The organism is Borrelia recurrentis A1 (genome assembly GCF_000019705.1).
Taxonomy (GTDB): domain Bacteria; phylum Spirochaetota; class Spirochaetia; order Borreliales; family Borreliaceae; genus Borrelia; species Borrelia duttonii.
This window is the reverse complement of sequence record NC_011244.1, coordinates 698,676-715,768: the sequence shown is the minus strand read 5'-3', so window position 1 is coordinate 715,768 and position 17,093 is coordinate 698,676. Positions and strand designations below refer to the sequence as shown.

At 27.9% G+C, this 17,093-nt stretch carries 16 protein-coding genes; 7 read left to right on the top strand and 9 right to left on the bottom strand.

The features are described from left to right. Positions 1–109 precede the first annotated feature (109 nt). Positions 110–796, top strand: a complete 687-nt coding sequence (rpiA, locus tag BRE_RS03335) for a ribose 5-phosphate isomerase A (RefSeq protein ID WP_012539067.1) — start codon at positions 110–112, stop codon at positions 794–796. Here the strand turns inward: rpiA and psgB are convergent. Then, positions 783–1,913: a HemN-related non-iron pseudo-SAM protein PsgB gene (gene psgB, locus BRE_RS03330; protein WP_232212700.1), complete on the bottom strand. Its 1,131-nt coding sequence runs from the start codon at positions 1,911–1,913 to the stop codon at positions 783–785. The two genes, rpiA and psgB, sit on opposite strands and share 14 nt — an antisense overlap. A 129-nt stretch (positions 1,914–2,042) precedes the next feature. Between psgB and BRE_RS03325 the strand changes: the two genes are divergently transcribed. After that, positions 2,043–2,891, top strand: coding sequence for a DnaJ C-terminal domain-containing protein (locus tag BRE_RS03325; RefSeq protein WP_012539065.1), 849 nt, complete (start codon positions 2,043–2,045; stop codon positions 2,889–2,891). Here BRE_RS03325 and BRE_RS03320 read toward each other — a convergent pair. The 6 genes from BRE_RS03320 to groL all read right to left on the bottom strand — a co-directional run bounded on the left by BRE_RS03320 (position 2,888) and on the right by groL (position 9,117). Continuing rightward, positions 2,888–4,039: a hypothetical protein gene (locus BRE_RS03320; RefSeq protein WP_012539064.1), complete on the bottom strand. Its 1,152-nt coding sequence runs from the start codon at positions 4,037–4,039 to the stop codon at positions 2,888–2,890. The genes BRE_RS03325 and BRE_RS03320 overlap by 4 nt on opposite strands. A gap of 23 nt (positions 4,040–4,062) precedes the next feature. After that, positions 4,063–4,959 (bottom strand): protein translocase subunit SecF, encoded by an 897-nt coding sequence (secF, locus tag BRE_RS03315; protein ID WP_012539063.1) that lies wholly within the window; start codon positions 4,957–4,959, stop codon positions 4,063–4,065. Continuing rightward, complete coding sequence (gene secD / locus BRE_RS03310) at positions 4,943–6,706, bottom strand: protein translocase subunit SecD (protein WP_012539062.1); 1,764 nt, start codon at positions 6,704–6,706, stop codon at positions 4,943–4,945. Before secD ends, secF begins: the two co-directional genes overlap by 17 nt. Positions 6,707–6,786: 80 nt before the next feature. After that, positions 6,787–7,110 (bottom strand): preprotein translocase subunit YajC, encoded by a 324-nt coding sequence (yajC, locus tag BRE_RS03305; RefSeq protein WP_012538392.1) that lies wholly within the window; start codon positions 7,108–7,110, stop codon positions 6,787–6,789. A 15-nt stretch (positions 7,111–7,125) separates the two neighbouring features. Continuing rightward, complete coding sequence (locus tag BRE_RS03300; RefSeq protein WP_012538391.1) at positions 7,126–7,422, bottom strand: hypothetical protein; 297 nt, start codon at positions 7,420–7,422, stop codon at positions 7,126–7,128. Between the two features lie 60 nt (positions 7,423–7,482). Continuing rightward, on the bottom strand, positions 7,483–9,117 hold the full coding sequence (gene groL, locus BRE_RS03295) for a chaperonin GroEL (RefSeq protein ID WP_012538390.1): 1,635 nt from the start codon (positions 9,115–9,117) through the stop codon (positions 7,483–7,485). Positions 9,118–9,340: 223 nt separating this feature from the next. On the opposite strand from groL, the gene BRE_RS03290 reads away from it, so the two are divergent. The 3 genes from BRE_RS03290 to BRE_RS03280 all read left to right on the top strand — a co-directional run bounded on the left by BRE_RS03290 (position 9,341) and on the right by BRE_RS03280 (position 12,641). After that, positions 9,341–11,032, top strand: a complete 1,692-nt coding sequence (locus BRE_RS03290) for a hypothetical protein (protein ID WP_041177736.1) — start codon at positions 9,341–9,343, stop codon at positions 11,030–11,032. A 91-nt stretch (positions 11,033–11,123) separates the two neighbouring features. Beyond that, complete coding sequence (locus tag BRE_RS03285; protein WP_012539060.1) at positions 11,124–11,642, top strand: transcriptional repressor; 519 nt, start codon at positions 11,124–11,126, stop codon at positions 11,640–11,642. Between the two features lie 12 nt (positions 11,643–11,654). Then, positions 11,655–12,641 (top strand): alpha/beta hydrolase, encoded by a 987-nt coding sequence (locus BRE_RS03280; protein WP_012539059.1) that lies wholly within the window; start codon positions 11,655–11,657, stop codon positions 12,639–12,641. A 28-nt stretch (positions 12,642–12,669) separates the two neighbouring features. Here BRE_RS03280 and BRE_RS03275 read toward each other — a convergent pair whose 3' ends face one another. Both BRE_RS03275 and BRE_RS03270 read right to left on the bottom strand, forming a co-directional pair. Beyond that, positions 12,670–14,229, bottom strand: coding sequence for a PTS transporter subunit EIIC (locus tag BRE_RS03275; protein ID WP_012539058.1), 1,560 nt, complete (start codon positions 14,227–14,229; stop codon positions 12,670–12,672). A 39-nt stretch (positions 14,230–14,268) separates the two neighbouring features. After that, positions 14,269–14,955, bottom strand: coding sequence for an N-acetylmannosamine-6-phosphate 2-epimerase (locus tag BRE_RS03270; RefSeq protein ID WP_332248260.1), 687 nt, complete (start codon positions 14,953–14,955; stop codon positions 14,269–14,271). Positions 14,956–15,109: 154 nt separating this feature from the next. Between BRE_RS03270 and ylqF the strand changes: the two genes are divergently transcribed. Next, positions 15,110–15,961, top strand: a complete 852-nt coding sequence (ylqF, locus tag BRE_RS03265; RefSeq protein ID WP_041178146.1) for a ribosome biogenesis GTPase YlqF — start codon at positions 15,110–15,112, stop codon at positions 15,959–15,961. An 86-nt stretch (positions 15,962–16,047) separates the two neighbouring features. Continuing rightward, positions 16,048–17,091: an ABC transporter ATP-binding protein gene (locus BRE_RS03260; protein WP_012538383.1), complete on the top strand. Its 1,044-nt coding sequence runs from the start codon at positions 16,048–16,050 to the stop codon at positions 17,089–17,091. The last annotated feature ends 2 nt before the right edge of the window (positions 17,092–17,093 follow it).

The window sequence follows — 17,093 nt, the reverse complement described above, 5'->3', positions numbered from 1 at the left end:
ACTATTTTACTCAAAATAAAACATTATTATTTACTGAATTATTAATGATATAATTTACCTTAAAGCTCGTATTCTAATAAACATTTAGTAACTAAAAGGATTATTACAAATGGAAAAACAAAAAGAATTGATCTCAAAATATGCAATTGATAAATATGTAACAAGCAACATGTTCATAGGAATTGGAACAGGAACAACTGTTTTTTATGCAATTAAACACTTAAGCTACAAAATAAAATCTGGTGTTTTAAAAAATCTTACATTTTATCCAACAAGTAGTGACACACAATGCTTACTTGCAAAAGAAAATATTGCTTACGAATCAAAATTTACAAAACTTAACAAAAATATAGATATCACAATCGACGGAGCTGACGAGGTTCTATTAGATAAAAAAGCATTAATTAAAGGTGGTGGAGCAGCTCACTTAATGGAAAAAGTAGTCGCATATAACTCTAATCAGTTATTGATCATTGCAGATGAAACTAAAATAGTAACAAACTTAGGAGAAAAAACACCAATACCAATAGAAATTGCCCCAAATGCCCTTGCATTTATTAAAGCCAAACTAGAAAAAATGAACTTTAATCCTGTTTTAAGAACATGTAAATCTAAAGCAGGACCACTAATTACTGACAATAATAATTATATCTTAGACATAAAAATGAATATTGAAAATCCTAAAGGAACTGAAAAATATTTTAAATTATTCCCTGGAATACTTGAAATTGGTATTTTTAATCATCAAAATACTAAAATCATATACTATCAAAATGGACAAATTAAAGAAACTTAAAGCTTACTTTAAAAGAATTAACAATGAAATATTCTTCTATCAATCGCAAATAAAAATTCAATTTAAACCTCTCGCATTGCTCCAAATAAAGAATATCATTACTCAAAACAACTGATTTATTTAAACTTAAAAGGTAATCAATAAATTTATAAAAATCGTTCTGGTGATATATAAATCTACGTCTCAAAATAGATATATCAAGACCTCGCTTGGTACCAAGATTTGTAATGAAATGATAAATAAAAAAATCTAAATCACTTAAATTTTCAAAAGTGGCAGAAGACTCTACACTATACAAAAAATTATCATCCTTCCTAATCACAGCCCTAAGACCATTATTCTCAGAAACAAAAAGCAAACTAACAGCTTGCAAGCCAAGACCTAAATATGGACTGAGTTCCCAATATCGCACATTATGTTTACACTCATATCCTCTTAAGGCAAAATTTGAAATTTCATAATTTAAATAACCATGAGACTCCAAAAAATCAAAAGCATAGAACCATAAATCTTCACCCCTAATATCATTATAATCACTATAAGCATCACTACTAGAATCAACAATACAATTATTCTTATCAATCAAAACTTCTGAAAGAGAAATATGTTCGGGAGCATATGATATTACTTTTACTAAATCACTCTTAAGATTTGTTTTGTTGTGATACAAAATATTAATATCAAAATCAATATTCAAATCAAAATGAAATTGATGAATATTTTCAATAGCAGCATTAACTTTATCAATAGATACCCCAAAAATACCTATCTTCTCTAAAAATTTTGAAGAAAAACTTTTTATATCAAGACTAATTCTACTGACAAAAAAATTATCTAGAACTGTTAAAACAGACGTTGTAATATTTCCAGGATGCAATTCAAAAGTAAATTCATCCAAATCAAAAAAATTAAATTTTGCAGACAAAGATGTTAAAAAAGATTTTAATTCAAAAACATCAACCAATCTTAAATCATTATATTTAATATAAAGAGTCTTAACTTTTGGAAATCCCAAAACTTCTAAATAATAAGACAACTCACGAAATACTTTTTCATAAAAAATATGACTAAAACACTTGCTAAAATCAATATAAATACTTAGCTCTTTCAAAGACAAAAAATTCAATACTATATAAATAACCTTTAAAAAATTTAAGTTTAATTATAATATATATAATCATAGCATTAAGTATAATGAATTTAACTAACTGCAATATAAAATAGGAAATAAAAACAAGAGGTTTAAATGTCTAAAGATTACTACAACATACTTGGAGTAAGTAAAAATGCTACAACAGAAGAAATAAAAAAAGCCTACAAAAAATTAGCAATTAAATATCACCCTGATAAAAATAAAGAAAACAAATTTGCAGAAGAAAAATTTAAAGAAATAAATGAAGCTTACGAAGTTCTATCATCTCCTCAAAAAAAATCTAATTATGACAATTTTGGAAATGCAGATTTTAACAATAACTTTAATACAGACTCATTTACTAAAGGATTTAAGAATTCTGGGTTTCAGCATTTTGACAATTTTGATTTATTTTCTAATATTTTTGGAGAATTTACAAAAGGAACAATTCAAGATAAAGAGGTAACTATTAAAATTTCTTTATATGATGCTTATATGGGAGGCAAAAAATTTATATTGATAAATAACGAAAAAATCGAAATTAATATACCAAAAGGCACAATTGATACCACCAAATTAAAATTCAATGGCAAAGGAAATACCAATCCAATTTCTGGAAAAAGAAGTAACTTAATTATTAAATTTGAAATATCAAGTTATAAAAACTTTACACTAAAGGATCGAAATTTAGAAACACAAATTAACGTATATCCATGGGAAATAGCTTTAGGGAGTGAAAAAATCTTTGAAACAATTGAGGGTAAGAAAATAAAAATCAAAATTCCAAAAAACACAAAAAATGGAGAAATACTTAACTTAAAAGGTCTTGGAATGCCTGCTCTTGAAAATGCCATTAAAGGAGATCTGAAGGTTAAATTAATAGTAGATGTACCACCAATTATTAATGATGAAGTTAAAATAATATATGAAAAGCTAAAAGAAATATATAATAAAAAATTTTAAACAAATAATTGTTCAAAATTTTTCAAACTTTGCTCCCAATCACGCTTTAGGCTATTAAGTTTATCTATTTTAAGTTTATATTCCTTAATGCCTTCTTCAAGACTACTAAGACTTTTATTAATATCAACTGTGAATTGAATAACATCACCTTGACGAGGTGAAAGGCTAAAGAAAGTAAATTTCCAAGCTCCAGAATTTATAGTAGATATTATTCTTTTTTGAAAAACATAATCTGATATTAAAACAAGTTTCTGAAACTCCTTTCTACGTAAATAAATAAGTTCATTCCATTCATTAAAAATGGCATCGGGTAATTCATCCAAGCCAATCTCAATGATATTACTTATCGACAAGAGAATATTAAGAACCTCTAATAAATTTAGATAATAGCTTTCAAAACAATGAATAACAATATCCAACAAAGAAATCTTAACAAGCAATTTAGATATATCAAGACTATGCTCTTTCATAATTTTTGATATTCTCTCTTTTGCATACTCCATAACAAATTTTTTATGCGTATCTTTAATATATTCACTTACTTTGACCTGCTCCACCTTTTCACAATACTCATCAATTTCTTTATTAATTAAATCTAAACTACTATTATTAGCTTCATTAACAAAAAAATCAATTGAATGCCCAAGTCTCTCTAAAAATTCTTCTTTAATAAAATAAGTTGCAATCTTAATACAAGAATATGGTGTTTTATTTCGTCTATCAAATTCCTCAATCTTCTTTTTAAGATCCACTTTAAAATTTAAATATCTAAGCCTATCTAAAAATTTATCAAAAGTATCCTCATCATCCAAAAGGACATCACATTCAAAATCTAAAAACTCTGATTCTGGATAATATTTTTTGATTAAACTTTTAATGTTATTCAAAGTATCACAAAATATTGTCTTATTAACACTTAAATTATCATTTTCTTTTGAAGAAATGTAGGTAATATTCGTGATATCTTTACGAATTTTATCTAAAAAAACAATTTTATTTTTAAACAAATTAGCATCATTAATAAGAGTCGATTGTTCTTTGTAAGAATAGTAATTTATTAAACTATATCTAAAAATACTAAAATTGAGATGCTTTTGAAAATCAAAAAACCTATAAAATCCTAATGAACCAAAATCAAAAAACTTCATATCATAATATTATAACAAAATATCTATTTGATTTTTTTATAACAACTTAAAAGAATAGGAGAAGCTATAAAAACCGAAGAAAAAGTACCAACAACAACACCTACCATAAATATCAAAGAAAAATCCTTAATAGCACCTTCAGTAAATATGTATATAGAAAATACAGCAACAAATGTAGTAATAGATGTTAAAATGGTCCTTGACAAAGTTTGATGAATACTTATATTTAAAATATTTAAAAATGAACTATCTGTTATATTCCTAGAATTTTCTCTAATTCTATCAAAAATAATGATCGTATCATTTAAAGAATATCCAATAATTGTCAATATAGAAACAATTATTGAACTATTTATTTCTATTCTAAATAAACCTAAAAAAGCAATCACAAAAAGTATATCATGCATAGTTGCAAATATTGATGACACAGCATAACTCAATCTAAATCGTAATGTCACATAAACTAAAATAAGGGCAAATGTTAAACAAACCAACAAAACAGACTTTGTCCTTAAAACAGATGAAAATCTTGAATCAATAAAATAAGAATCAAGAATTTCAACATTAGCATCAAACTCAATACCTAATTTATCTAGCAACATACTATGAATTTCTTTTTTCAAAGAATAATCAGTAACCTCTGACTTTATTATAATATCAAAATGACTCTTAGAATCATTTGCAATAATTTCATTAACATCAAATGTTTTATAAAATAAAGAGAGCACTCTTTTTATATCAGAATCCTTAATACCTGCTTTATCTATCACAAAATTAATATTTAGACCCGAAGAGAAATCTACTCCCCAATTATAACCACCATGATACATAAAGGTGTAAATAAAACCTAAAAAAATCATACAAAAACTAGCTATAATAGCTTTATTTCCATATTTTAAAAAATTAAACACCTTTTGCATAATTTGAACTCCAAGAAATACTTACACATTTGTTTCTATTCAAAGATATAATCAATTCCAAAATAAACCTTGAAAAGACTAAACTACTAAAAAGTGACGCCACAATCCCTATAGATAAAGACCACGCAAAACCTTGAATAGTCCCTGTCCCAAGAAGAGTTAAGAAAAGCACAGCTATAAATGTTGTAACATTTGAATCCATTATTCCCCAAAAGGCTTTTTTAAATCCATCTTCAAATGCTCTTTCAAATTTTCTACCATTTCTAATCTCTTCTTTAATCCTTTCGTAAATAATTATATTAATATCAACAGCCATACCCATCGTTAACACCAGACCTGCAATACTTGTAAGAGTTAAAGTAAAATTAAATGCAGAAAGAATTGCCAATATTAAAAACAAATTATAAATGACCAATGAAAATCCTGAAACAAAACCACTTGTTTTATAATATATAAACATAAATAAAAAGACCAAAACAAGAGCAAGAAGAGAAGCCTTTATGCCAAGTTCAATTGTTTTTTCTCCAATAGTAGGACCAATAATCCTTAAATCATCTATTTTTATCTCAATAGGAAAAGCTGCTGTTTTAAAAACAAATGCAAGTTCCTGTGCCTCCTTTTTATCAAAAGAATCTCCTTGAATTGATACATTTCCACCAGCAATAGCATGATTAATATTGGCTACTGACTTAATTTTACCTTCCATAACTACAGCTAAAGTTTTTCCAACATTTTTTTGAGTAAAAGCAAAAAACTTCTCACTACCCTCACTATCCAAAGTAAATGTAACCACATCCTTTCCCGTTTTAGGATCACTTAAAATTCCAGCATCTTGAATATGAGACCCATCAAAAGAATTGTCAAGACCAAAATCAACAACATAATAACGCACTCTTGCCTCATCATCAACCCCATAAGCATCCTTTATATACCAGGGAAAAATTTTTTTACTATCATCAAGTTTCATGCTATTTTTAATATCATGTATAGAATAAAGGGGACCGGCTTCTAATATCTTAGAATTAAGAACAGAAGTAGCATCAAGATCAACAACATAAAAGATCAAATTTCCTTTACCACCCAAAAGAGAATCAACACGTCTCTCGTCTTTCTCTCCTGGAATATCTAAAAAAATTCTATTTCCACCTGCTTCTCTTGTAATTTTAGGTTCTGTAAGTCCAAAAGTATCCACCCTTTCCTTAAGTATTTGCATCGTACGACCAATAGCTTCTTCCTTTTCTAGAACACTTAAAGCTCTTCCTAATCTTTGTTCAAGCTCTAAATAATCAAGAAAAATAGTAACACTTACTCCTCCAGATAAATCAAGCCCAAGTTGTATTATTTTGTTTTTATTTCGCTTGATCTCTTCATAATATCTATAAATTTCAAGACTAAGTTCTTCAATATCAGAATCAGTTAAAAAACCACCCCTTAATGCTTCTATATCATTAAACGATTTGGGAAATTCTCTTCCATAAGTCTTATAATTATTTTTTGCAACTGGAATTAAATATTTTAAATCATCTGGAATTTGACCCTTTGGATTTTTTCGATACAATTCCTTAAGTTTCACAAGAGAACTTAAAGCCTGCGATTTAGAATAATCTCTTAAAGCCTCTTTTGAATATGAACTAATTTGTTTATCCTTCTCTTTAGTAAAAAAATACCATTTTAGAGTAGGAAATATTAAAAAATAAGCAAAAGAAGTTACAAACAGTATTAATATCAATTTAGAGACTTTATTCATAAATAATACCCTTATCCTTATTATGTCAAGTTAAAATTAAATTATTATGTTAAGTTAACATTATATATTAAAATTGCAAATTACTTCTCATTTTTTAATTTTTTATCCTTAATTTCGTCAAAAATAACCTTCTCAATTGAACTTTTTACAAATTTTGCCTCTGAAGTTTCACTAAGCTCAAGCAAAACTTCAGAATCATCAACTCTCTTAACAACTCCAAAAATTCCACCTATGGTTAAAACTTTATCACCTTTTTTAAGGCTTTTCAGCATTTCTTTCTTCTTCTTCTCTTCTTTACGTTGAGGAGATATCACTAAAAACCAAAATATAGCTATTACGGGAACAAAAACTAATAAGCTTCTAAAAAAGCTACTACTATGACTAAAATCTTGCAATAAAAACATAAAATTTCCTAATTTTTAAACATAAGTAACCTTTATATTAGCAATATCATCCGGATAAATTACCCCAAAGAGGAGCTCAAGCTCCTCTTTTCTACTATAAGTAGAGTTACTAATGTTATTATACCTTTTAATCAAATAATCAATAAGAGCATCATCTTTCCTATAAAACGCTTTACTAAAAGCGCTTCTATAAAATCCAAGATTAAAAAGCTCTTCCACACTTTTATCTTTATGTTGACCTAGAAGCTCTTTATCTATTATAGCCCTAATCCCATCATAACCTATACAAAATACAAATTCATTCTCACTCAAATTTTTATCCTTATAACAATAGAAACTCTAATAAAAGAGAAATCTGAAAAAAGGATTAACTTACATCATTCCCATTCCTGGATCCATAGGATAATTGCCACCAGCACTATTCTTTTCTTCCTTAATTTCAGTAATAGCACATTCAGTTGTCAATAACAATCCTGCAATTGAAGCTGCATTTTGAAGAGCACTTCTTGTAACCTTAGCAGGATCAATTATACCACTCTCAATCATATTAACCCATTTAAAACTTGCTGCATCAAAACCAAGTCCTTTCTTGTCAGTCTTAATCTGATGAATATAAATAGAACTCTCAAATCCAGCATTAGAGATTATTTGCCTCATAGGTTCTTCAAGACTTCTCTTCACAATCTCAAAACCTTGCTTCTCTTCATAACTAAGCTTACTTACGTCAACTGTATCAAGATACATAGCAACTTCAATAAGAGTTGATCCACCACCAGGAACAACACCTTCCTCAACAGCAGCACGAGTTGCAGATAAAGCATCCTCCACCCTATGTTTTTTCTCTTTAAGTTCTACTTCAGTAACAGCACCAACATTAATAACAGCAACACCACCAACAAGTTTTGCAAGACGTTCTTGTAATTTTTCTTTGTCATATTCAGAACTTGTCTCTTCAATTTGCTTTTTAATAAGCTCAGCACGCTCTCTTATTTGCTCTCTATTTCCAGTATTAATAATAGTAGTATTATCTTTGTCAACTTTTACTGACTTAGCTTGACCAAGTTGTTCAAGTTCAACATTCTCAAGAGTAAGTCCTAGTTCTTCACTAACAAGAACCCCTCCAGTAAGTATAGCAATATCTTCAAGCATTGCTTTACGTCTATCACCAAATCCAGGAGCCTTAATTGCACAAACCTTCAAAGCACCACGTACACTATTTAAAACAAGTGCAGCAAGAGCATCTCCCTCAATATCCTCAGCAATAATTAATAAAGGCTTATTTGTATTTACAACTTTTTCAAGCACTGGTAAGAGTTCTTTAATTGTGCTAATTTTTTTTTCACATATCAAAATATAAGTATCATCGAAACTCACACTCATATTTTCTTTATTTGTGGAAAAATAAGGAGATAAATATCCTCGATCAAACTGCATACCCTCAACATAAGAAATTGTAGTATCAAAAGTTTTTGACTCTTCAACAGTAATAACCCCATCTTTGCCAACTCTGTCCATTGCTTCTGCAATTTTTTCACCTATTGAAGTATCATTATTTGCAGAAATAGATGCAACTTGTGCAATTTCTTCTTTGGTAGTAATTTTTTTAGCAGATTTGCGAATTTTTTCAGCAGCTAAAGCCACAGCATGATCTATTCCTTTCTTAATTCCAATTGGATTAATTCCTGAAGAAACATTCTTAAGTCCTTCTCTTGCAATTGCATAAGCAAGTACAGTAGCCGTAGTAGTTCCATCTCCAGCCAAATCATTTGTCTTAATTGCAACTTCTTTTAAAAGTTGTGCTCCCATATTTTCAAATGAATTTTCAAGATCAATTTCACGAGCAACACTAACTCCATCTTTTGTAACAATAGGAGAACCAAATTTTTTATCAATTAAAACATTTCTCCCTTTAGGACCAAGAGTGACCTTTACAGCATTTGATAATTTTTCAATACCGCTAAGCAAACTCTTTCTAGCATCTTCATTAAAATATATGTCCTTAGCCATAAATTTTACTCCTTTTAAGTATAAAATTTAAAGTTAAATAATAAATAGCACATTATAAAGTTAACATGAACTTCATACATAATCACTATAAAAATATAATTTTTTTTGTTTCATTAATCAAGCCAAAATAATAAAAAATAAAGAAACCTATATATAGTAATTTACTGGAAAAACAATACCATTTATACTAATTTAATATATACTTATGTAAAGATTTTTTATGATATTTAGAAAAACTAGAAATTCAAAAATTTATATTGTTATTGTTTCAATAACTTCATTTGCTGAGAGCAAATTATATTCCATTTTATCAAATGCCAAATACTTAATTGAAAGTCAAAAACTAACTTATAAAATACACTGGACATTCCCAACATATTTTTTTGAAATTTTAAAACTAAATTCAGAATTAAATGAATGGTTTTTTAAAAGACTTAAAAATAACGAAGATATATACATTCCAAGCACATATAGTGGAAGTCCTCATGAATACATGCTACATGATGAGATACACGTAGATCTGTACTGGGCCTTAAAAAACCCATTCAAAAGCGGATACAAAGATTTATTTCAAGATAATCCTAACACATTTTATATCTATAATATGGAAAAACTAAGAAAAAGAGTACTTGAATTATACAGAAAACTTAATTTCAATTATATAGAAGGCATAAGGATTGCAAAAAATAACAAAAAATATTTGGTTTTCTATAAAAATAACTGTCAATTTTTATCAGAAATACAAGAACCTGATATACGAAAACAAAACACAGACTCACTCATTTATTTCCATGAAATTAAAGACATCTATGATAATCAAGTATTAAAAAATTTCTTGCTCTCTTTAAAAGAATTAGATACAAATTTTTATAGCATTAAGATACAAAATCTAGAGGGTAAAAAAATAAACACAGAACTTTTAGAAATTCCAGAATTTAATTCATTAAAAGAACAAGCATTAGTACTGCAATTCCAAAATAAAAGACTCAAAGAATATCAAATAAATGAAGCTTCTTTAAAAGAATTTTTAACTAATAAAAATTTTGAAAACCAATCACAAAATCCAGAACCTATTACAAGCAAAAATCTAGAATATAATATGGAAGGTAATTTTACATTATCCCATGAAAAATATTATGTAAAATTTAAAGAAGGCAAATTAAATAGAATCAAATATAAAGAAAAAAACTCTGAATTTCTAGATTCATGTAGAACTTATATTAAAACTTTATCAAAAAAAGAAATCATTATAGAACCAATTATTGAGAGTTCATTTTCATTCTCAAATGAAAAAATTATAGGTATTAGACAATATTTAAATTTCAATGCAAAAGAAAAATCAATAATCGATTTCTTTTTGGATGAAAATCTTGCAAGCTTTTTTATATCTCTCAAATTAGTATGGCCTACTACTGTTATAAATTGTAACAATAAAAAGCTAAATATAAATAATATAAATTACTTAACTGAATATTCAAGTTTAGAAATACCCATATTTGAAGTTGAAAGAGGGACAAACTTAAAAATTACTGCAAGATACAATGATCTTGATACCTATGAAAAAATCATTGAAACAAAAAAAGATACTCAAGGATATATTAATGGAACAGAATTTCTAATATCCAAAGGAAGCGATCAAAACAGTAATTTTTTCATCAGTTTTTTAAACATTGAAAAATGTATTATATATACAATAAATTACAAAATTGCAAAAAAAGGCTTTAAAAGGTGGTTTATATTAAATATAGGAGGATCTTATAATAAAGTAAAAATTGAGGATTTGAAAAATTATTCTTTGAGTTTAAATTTACTCTTATTACCAAATAATAATAATTTTGATAATAAAATAAAAATAAACTCAAAAATAAAAACTTTACTTTTTTATCCAAATATAAAAAAAAATGAAAATAAATAGCTATCAGTAGCAAAATATTAATAAACCGTTATAAAATTATTTTTATAAGGACATTAAAGTACTTAATCTTAAATAATAAAGGGTATTATATATGAACAACAATACAATCGAGGTACATTCTACTTTAGAAAAAGTCGGAATTACTAATGACCCTATCTTGCTAAAATCATTAACAACAGAGTTGGGCATGAAAGCCTCACATTCAAGAAATAGAATAATTTTACATATTGCATCAAATCCACGAGAATATTTTACAGCAAAAGAAATTTATAACAAACTCATAAAAGAAATACCAAGCTTATCAAAAGCAACAGTATACAATACGCTAAATATCTTAAAAGAACGCAACATTCTTAAAGATATAAAAACAACAGACCAAAAAGAAACAAGATTTTATCTAAGTTTGACTTCTACAATAGCTCACTTTAAATGCAACAAATGCAATCAAGTTTATCCAATACAACTTGATGACATTAAAGATATTCTGAAAGACAAACTTGGAGAAGAATGGAAAACAAAATCCATTGAAATTATTTATTCAGGATCATGTAATAATTGTCATCAAGAATCTCAACAAGAAGAATACAACACCAATGATGACAATCATTAAAGGAAAAAATATATGAACATTAAAAACGCAATTTTTATTTTTATTTTTATTTTTTTATTAATAATAGTAGGCCCAAAAATAAAATTTAGAAATGAATTTGACAAAACTCAAATTCCAAATAAACTTGAAGAAATTGATCAATACCTACTCATCGAAGAGTCCAAATTCAATTTGGTAGAAAACACAAAAAAAGAAATTATATGGAATAAAGAAAAGGAAAAAACACAGTATGCAGTGGTATATATTCACGGTTTTGGAGCATCAAAAAATGAAATTTATCCTATTCCTAATAATATAGCTAGAGCATTAAAAGCAAATATTTTCTTTACAAGGCTTAAAGGCCATGGAATTGACAATAAAAATGCATTTAAAGGGGTTAATACTAAAGACTGGTTACGAGACATCGATGAAGCTATCCAAATTGGCCAATCAATAGGAGAAAAACTAATACTTATTGGAACTTCAAATGGCGGTGCCTGTGTTATTTGGGCATTAAAAAACTATCAAGACAAAATACATTCTGCCGTTTTAATATCACCTAATATCTATCCTAAAGACAAAAGAACAAATTTAGTTTATTACCCGTGGGGACGTCAAATTGCTTATCTAATAACAGGAGGGTATAATGAGCCTGAGATAAGACAAAATAAAAGAATAGAATACTCAAAGGTCAACATATTTCATTCGCCAATACGACAAATTGATTCAATAATTGCAATGATGGGTCTTGTTAAATTAATCAATATTAATGGTTTTAACGAAATTAAAACTCCACTCACAATAGCTTATTCCCCAAATGATCCTACAGTAGATTCTCAGGAAATAAATAATTTTATAAATAATTATGGGGGATACAAACAATCAATACCAATAATTCTTGTTGAAAGTCCTCATTCTCATGTTCCTGTAGGAAATCACAGTTATAGAAGTGCACAAAACACATCTTATTTAACAAAATATGCTGTCGATTTTATTCAAAACATAAAAAAAAGCAAGTGATGTAAAAAACATACACTTGCTTAAAATTTTAATTTTCTTCATTATCAAGATATTCTTCAATTTCATTTTTAAGAACACTAACTCCAGGTCCATAAACTACCTGAACACCACTGCTCTTGATAATAATTCCTTTGGCTCCAGTACTTTCCAAAATACTCTTTGAAACCTTTATAGAATCTTTTACGGTAACTCTAAGTCGCGTAGCACAACAATCAAGTTCAACAATATTATCACGTCCCCCAAGGCCCATAACTACTTGCACACTAACATCACCTTCCCTTACAACTTCATTTTTACTCAAAGAAAAAGAATCATGAGAATTAACAATATCCTCCCTACCAGGAGTCTTATAATCAAATTTAGATATTAAAAAAGTAAAACTAAAATAATATAGCCAAAACCAACAAACACCTACCATTGGAACTAAAACCCAATTTGTTCTTGCATTTCCTTGTAAAATCCCGAAAAGAACAAAATCAATAAATCCCCCAGAAAAAGTCTGACCTATTGTAATCTGTAAAATATGAGCAACCATAAATGCACACCCATCAAAAACTGCATGAACTACATAAAGCACCGGCGCAACAAAAAGAAAAGAAAATTCAAGGGGCTCAGTAATTCCTGTTAAAAAAGAAGTTAAAGCCGATGACAACAAAAGACCAAAAACTTTCTCCTTTTGATTAGGTTTTGCAAGTCTATAAAGTGCAAGAGCAGCTCCAGGCAATCCAAACATCATAGTAATAAATCTTCCGCTCATAAAACGACTAGTTCCAATAAAAAATTTATCAGTACTATGAGATGAAAGTTCCGCAAAAAAAATGTTCTGAGTCCCTTCTACCAATTTACCATTAATAATTTCAGAACCACCAATACCAGTTGTCCAAAAAGGCAAATAAAATATATGATGAAGCCCAAAAGGCCCAAGCATTCGCAAAAAAATACCATAAATAAGAGTACCAACATATCCTGTTGCATCAACTAATATACCCACCATACTAATTCCAGATTGCATAAATGGCCAAAATATAAACATCAATACAGCAAGAAAAATACTTGAAAGAGAAACTATTATCGGTATAAATCTAGATCCTGAAAAAAACCCAAGTACTCTTGGAAATTCAACTTTATTAAACTTATTATGAAGACAATAAGTCATAATACCAACAATAATGCCACCAAAAACACCTGTTTCTAAAGTTTTAATACCAAGTATTAATCCAATAGCTCCATTTGAGAAATCTTCAACTTTACCAAACATCTCAACTAAAATACCAATCGTAGAATTTAAAACAAGATATCCAACAAAAGCCGCAAGCCCTGCTGTTCCCTTATCCGATTTTGCAAGCCCAACAGCAACTCCAATTGCAAATATTGGTGGCAAATTAACAAAAATAATAGCACCTGCGGTACGCATGATGTTAAAAACTGATTGAAGAAAAAATACATCTAAAAATGTATAAGTACTAATAGTTGCCGGATTGGAAAAAGCACCTCCAATTCCTAAAAATAATCCTGCCGCAGGAAGAATGGCAATAGGCAACATAAAAGAACGACCAAATTTTTGGGCATTCTGAAAAAATCTCCCCATAAAAACCCTCCTATATACCTAAAAATATTAAATATACTATTAAATTGTTATAACTTCATTTATTTTATCAACAAAACTTTTAGTAATTTCCATAGGTCGTGTAATAGCTCCACCTACAACAACCAAAGAAACTCCCAACTCAAAACTTCTCTTAGCCTTAAGAGGAGTATCAATTTTGCCTTCAACTATCAATTGCGCTTTCAAATTACATTTAAGTAAACTTTTTAAAAAAGCAAAATCATTATCAGCAATATTAAATCCCTCGGTATCTTCTGTATATCCATGCAAAGTTGTACCAATAAAATCAAAACCAAGTTGATCTGCATTTAAAGCCTCATCTAGAGACCCAATATCTGCCATTAATAATTGGCTAGGATATTTTTCCTTAATTTTATTCACAAATTCAGATAACAAAAGCCCATCAGGACGATTCCTAAAAGTAGCATCAAGAGCAATCACCTCAACCCCTTCATCACAAAGTTCATCAACTTCTTTAAGAGTAGGTGTAATAAAAACAGAAGAATTGTGATAAACTCTCTTAATAATGCCTATAATTGGCAAATCAACTTCTGATTTTATTTGACGAATATCAAGAACACCATTAGCTCTAATTCCAATAGCTCCTCCCATTTTTGCTGCCAAAGCCATCTTAGACATAATAAAACTACTATGCAATGGCTCCCCTTCAAGTGCTTGACAAGACACAATAAGACCTTTCTTAATAATAAAAACCTCCTACAATACAATCATCTAAAAGAGATTCTAAAAAAGCTTAAAGATATAAATTTATAATATTTTTACAAAAGATACAATTAATCAACAATTTAACATAAAAAAAACATATATTTCACATACAATGAAATTAAGATATAATTTAAAAATGTCAAATAAAATCAACTGGTTTCCAGGCCATATGAAACGGGCCTTAGAGTTAATACAGATAAATATCAAAAAAACAAATATTGTATTAGAAATACTTGATGCCAGAGCTCCATTTAGTAGCAAAAACCCGCTCATAGAAACAATAATCAAAAACTCAAATAAAGATAAAATAATACTTTTAAATAAATCAGATCTTGTCCACGAAGGAGAAATTCTAAAATGGAAAAAATATTTTGAAACTCTTGGTAATAATGTATTAATCACAAACATATATAAAAAAGGAATAAAAAAACAAATAATAAACAATATAAAAAAAATAGCTAACATAAAAAAAATTAAAACTTATAAAGAAAAAATAAAAGTTTTAGTAATTGGAGTCCCAAACGTTGGAAAATCATCAATAATTAATCTATTAGTAGGAAAAAAAAGTACAAGTGTTGCAAATAAACCAGGACACACAAAAAATATACAAATATTAAAAGTAAATGAAGATATTAATCTCTTTGACATGCCAGGAATACTATGGCACAACCTAGAAAATCAAGAAATAGCAAAAAAATTAGCAATATTAGACATGATCAAAAATGAAATTATAGATAATACAGAACTTGCCCTATATCTACTTAAAGAAATGCATATAAAAAACAAAACCAAATTGATAGGAAAATATAATATAATATCAACAGACACACTTAAAATTTTAGAAGAATTTGCAACAATAAGAGGATTTATCAATAAAAAATATGGAACGGATATTGAGAGTGCATCAAAAATACTGATAAAAGAATACAGAGAAGGAAAATTTGGAAAAATTATACTTGACTTAAGACCTGATAACAGCAATAAATAAAATCATTTACATAAGCATTAATATAAAGTATAATCTAGTCTCATGTGGCTTATAATAGGCTCATACAAAAAGGAGGGTCCCATTAGTTGGATAATTACATCCTAGAGATTAAAAATTTAAAACATTATTACACAGATAGTAATAATAAAACTCTAGATTCAATTAATTTAAAAATAAAAAAAAATGAATTTATTACCTTACTTGGCCCATCAGGATGCGGAAAAACAACGTTAATAAAAATAATAGGTGGTTTCTTAAATCAAAAAGAAGGAGAAATTTATTTTTTATCAAAAGAGATTTCAAAAATTACACCTAATAAAAGAGAGATCAACACAGTATTTCAAAACTATGCTCTATTTCCACACATGAATGTCTTTGACAATATCTCATTTGGACTGCGAATAAAAAAATTAAATAAAAATTTAATCAAAGAAAAAGTCAAAACAGTACTCTCACTAATTGGCATGCAAAAATACGCATATAGAAATATTAATAAATTATCAGGCGGACAAAAACAAAGAGTTGCAATAGCAAGAGCAATAATTATGGAACCAAAACTTTTATTATTAGATGAACCTCTCTCAGCTCTAGACTTAAAGATGAGACAAGAAATGCAAAGAGAACTTAAAAAAATTCAAAGAAAACTCGGAATAACATTTATCTATGTGACACACGACCAAGAAGAAGCATTAACAATGAGCGACAGAATAGTAGTAATGAATGAAGGAATAATTCTTCAAATTGGAACACCTGAAGAAATTTACAACGAACCAAAAACAAAATTTGTAGCCAGCTTCATTGGTGAAAGCAATATTTTTGAAGGAACTTATGAAAAAGAATTTGTAGTGAAAATGTTTGGAAAAACTTTTCAATGTCTTGATAAAGGATTTAAAAATAATGAATCTGTTGACCTTGTAATCAGACCAGAAGATGTAAAAATATTACCAAAAGGTCAAGGACATTTAAGTGGTGTAATCACTTCCGCAATATTTCAGGGTGTACACTACGAAATGACATTAGAAATTCAAAAATCTAATTGGTTAGTCCAAAGTACAAAATTGACAAAAGTTGGTGAAGAAGTTGACATTTCACTAGGCCCTGATGACATTCATGTAATGTGTAAGGAATAATA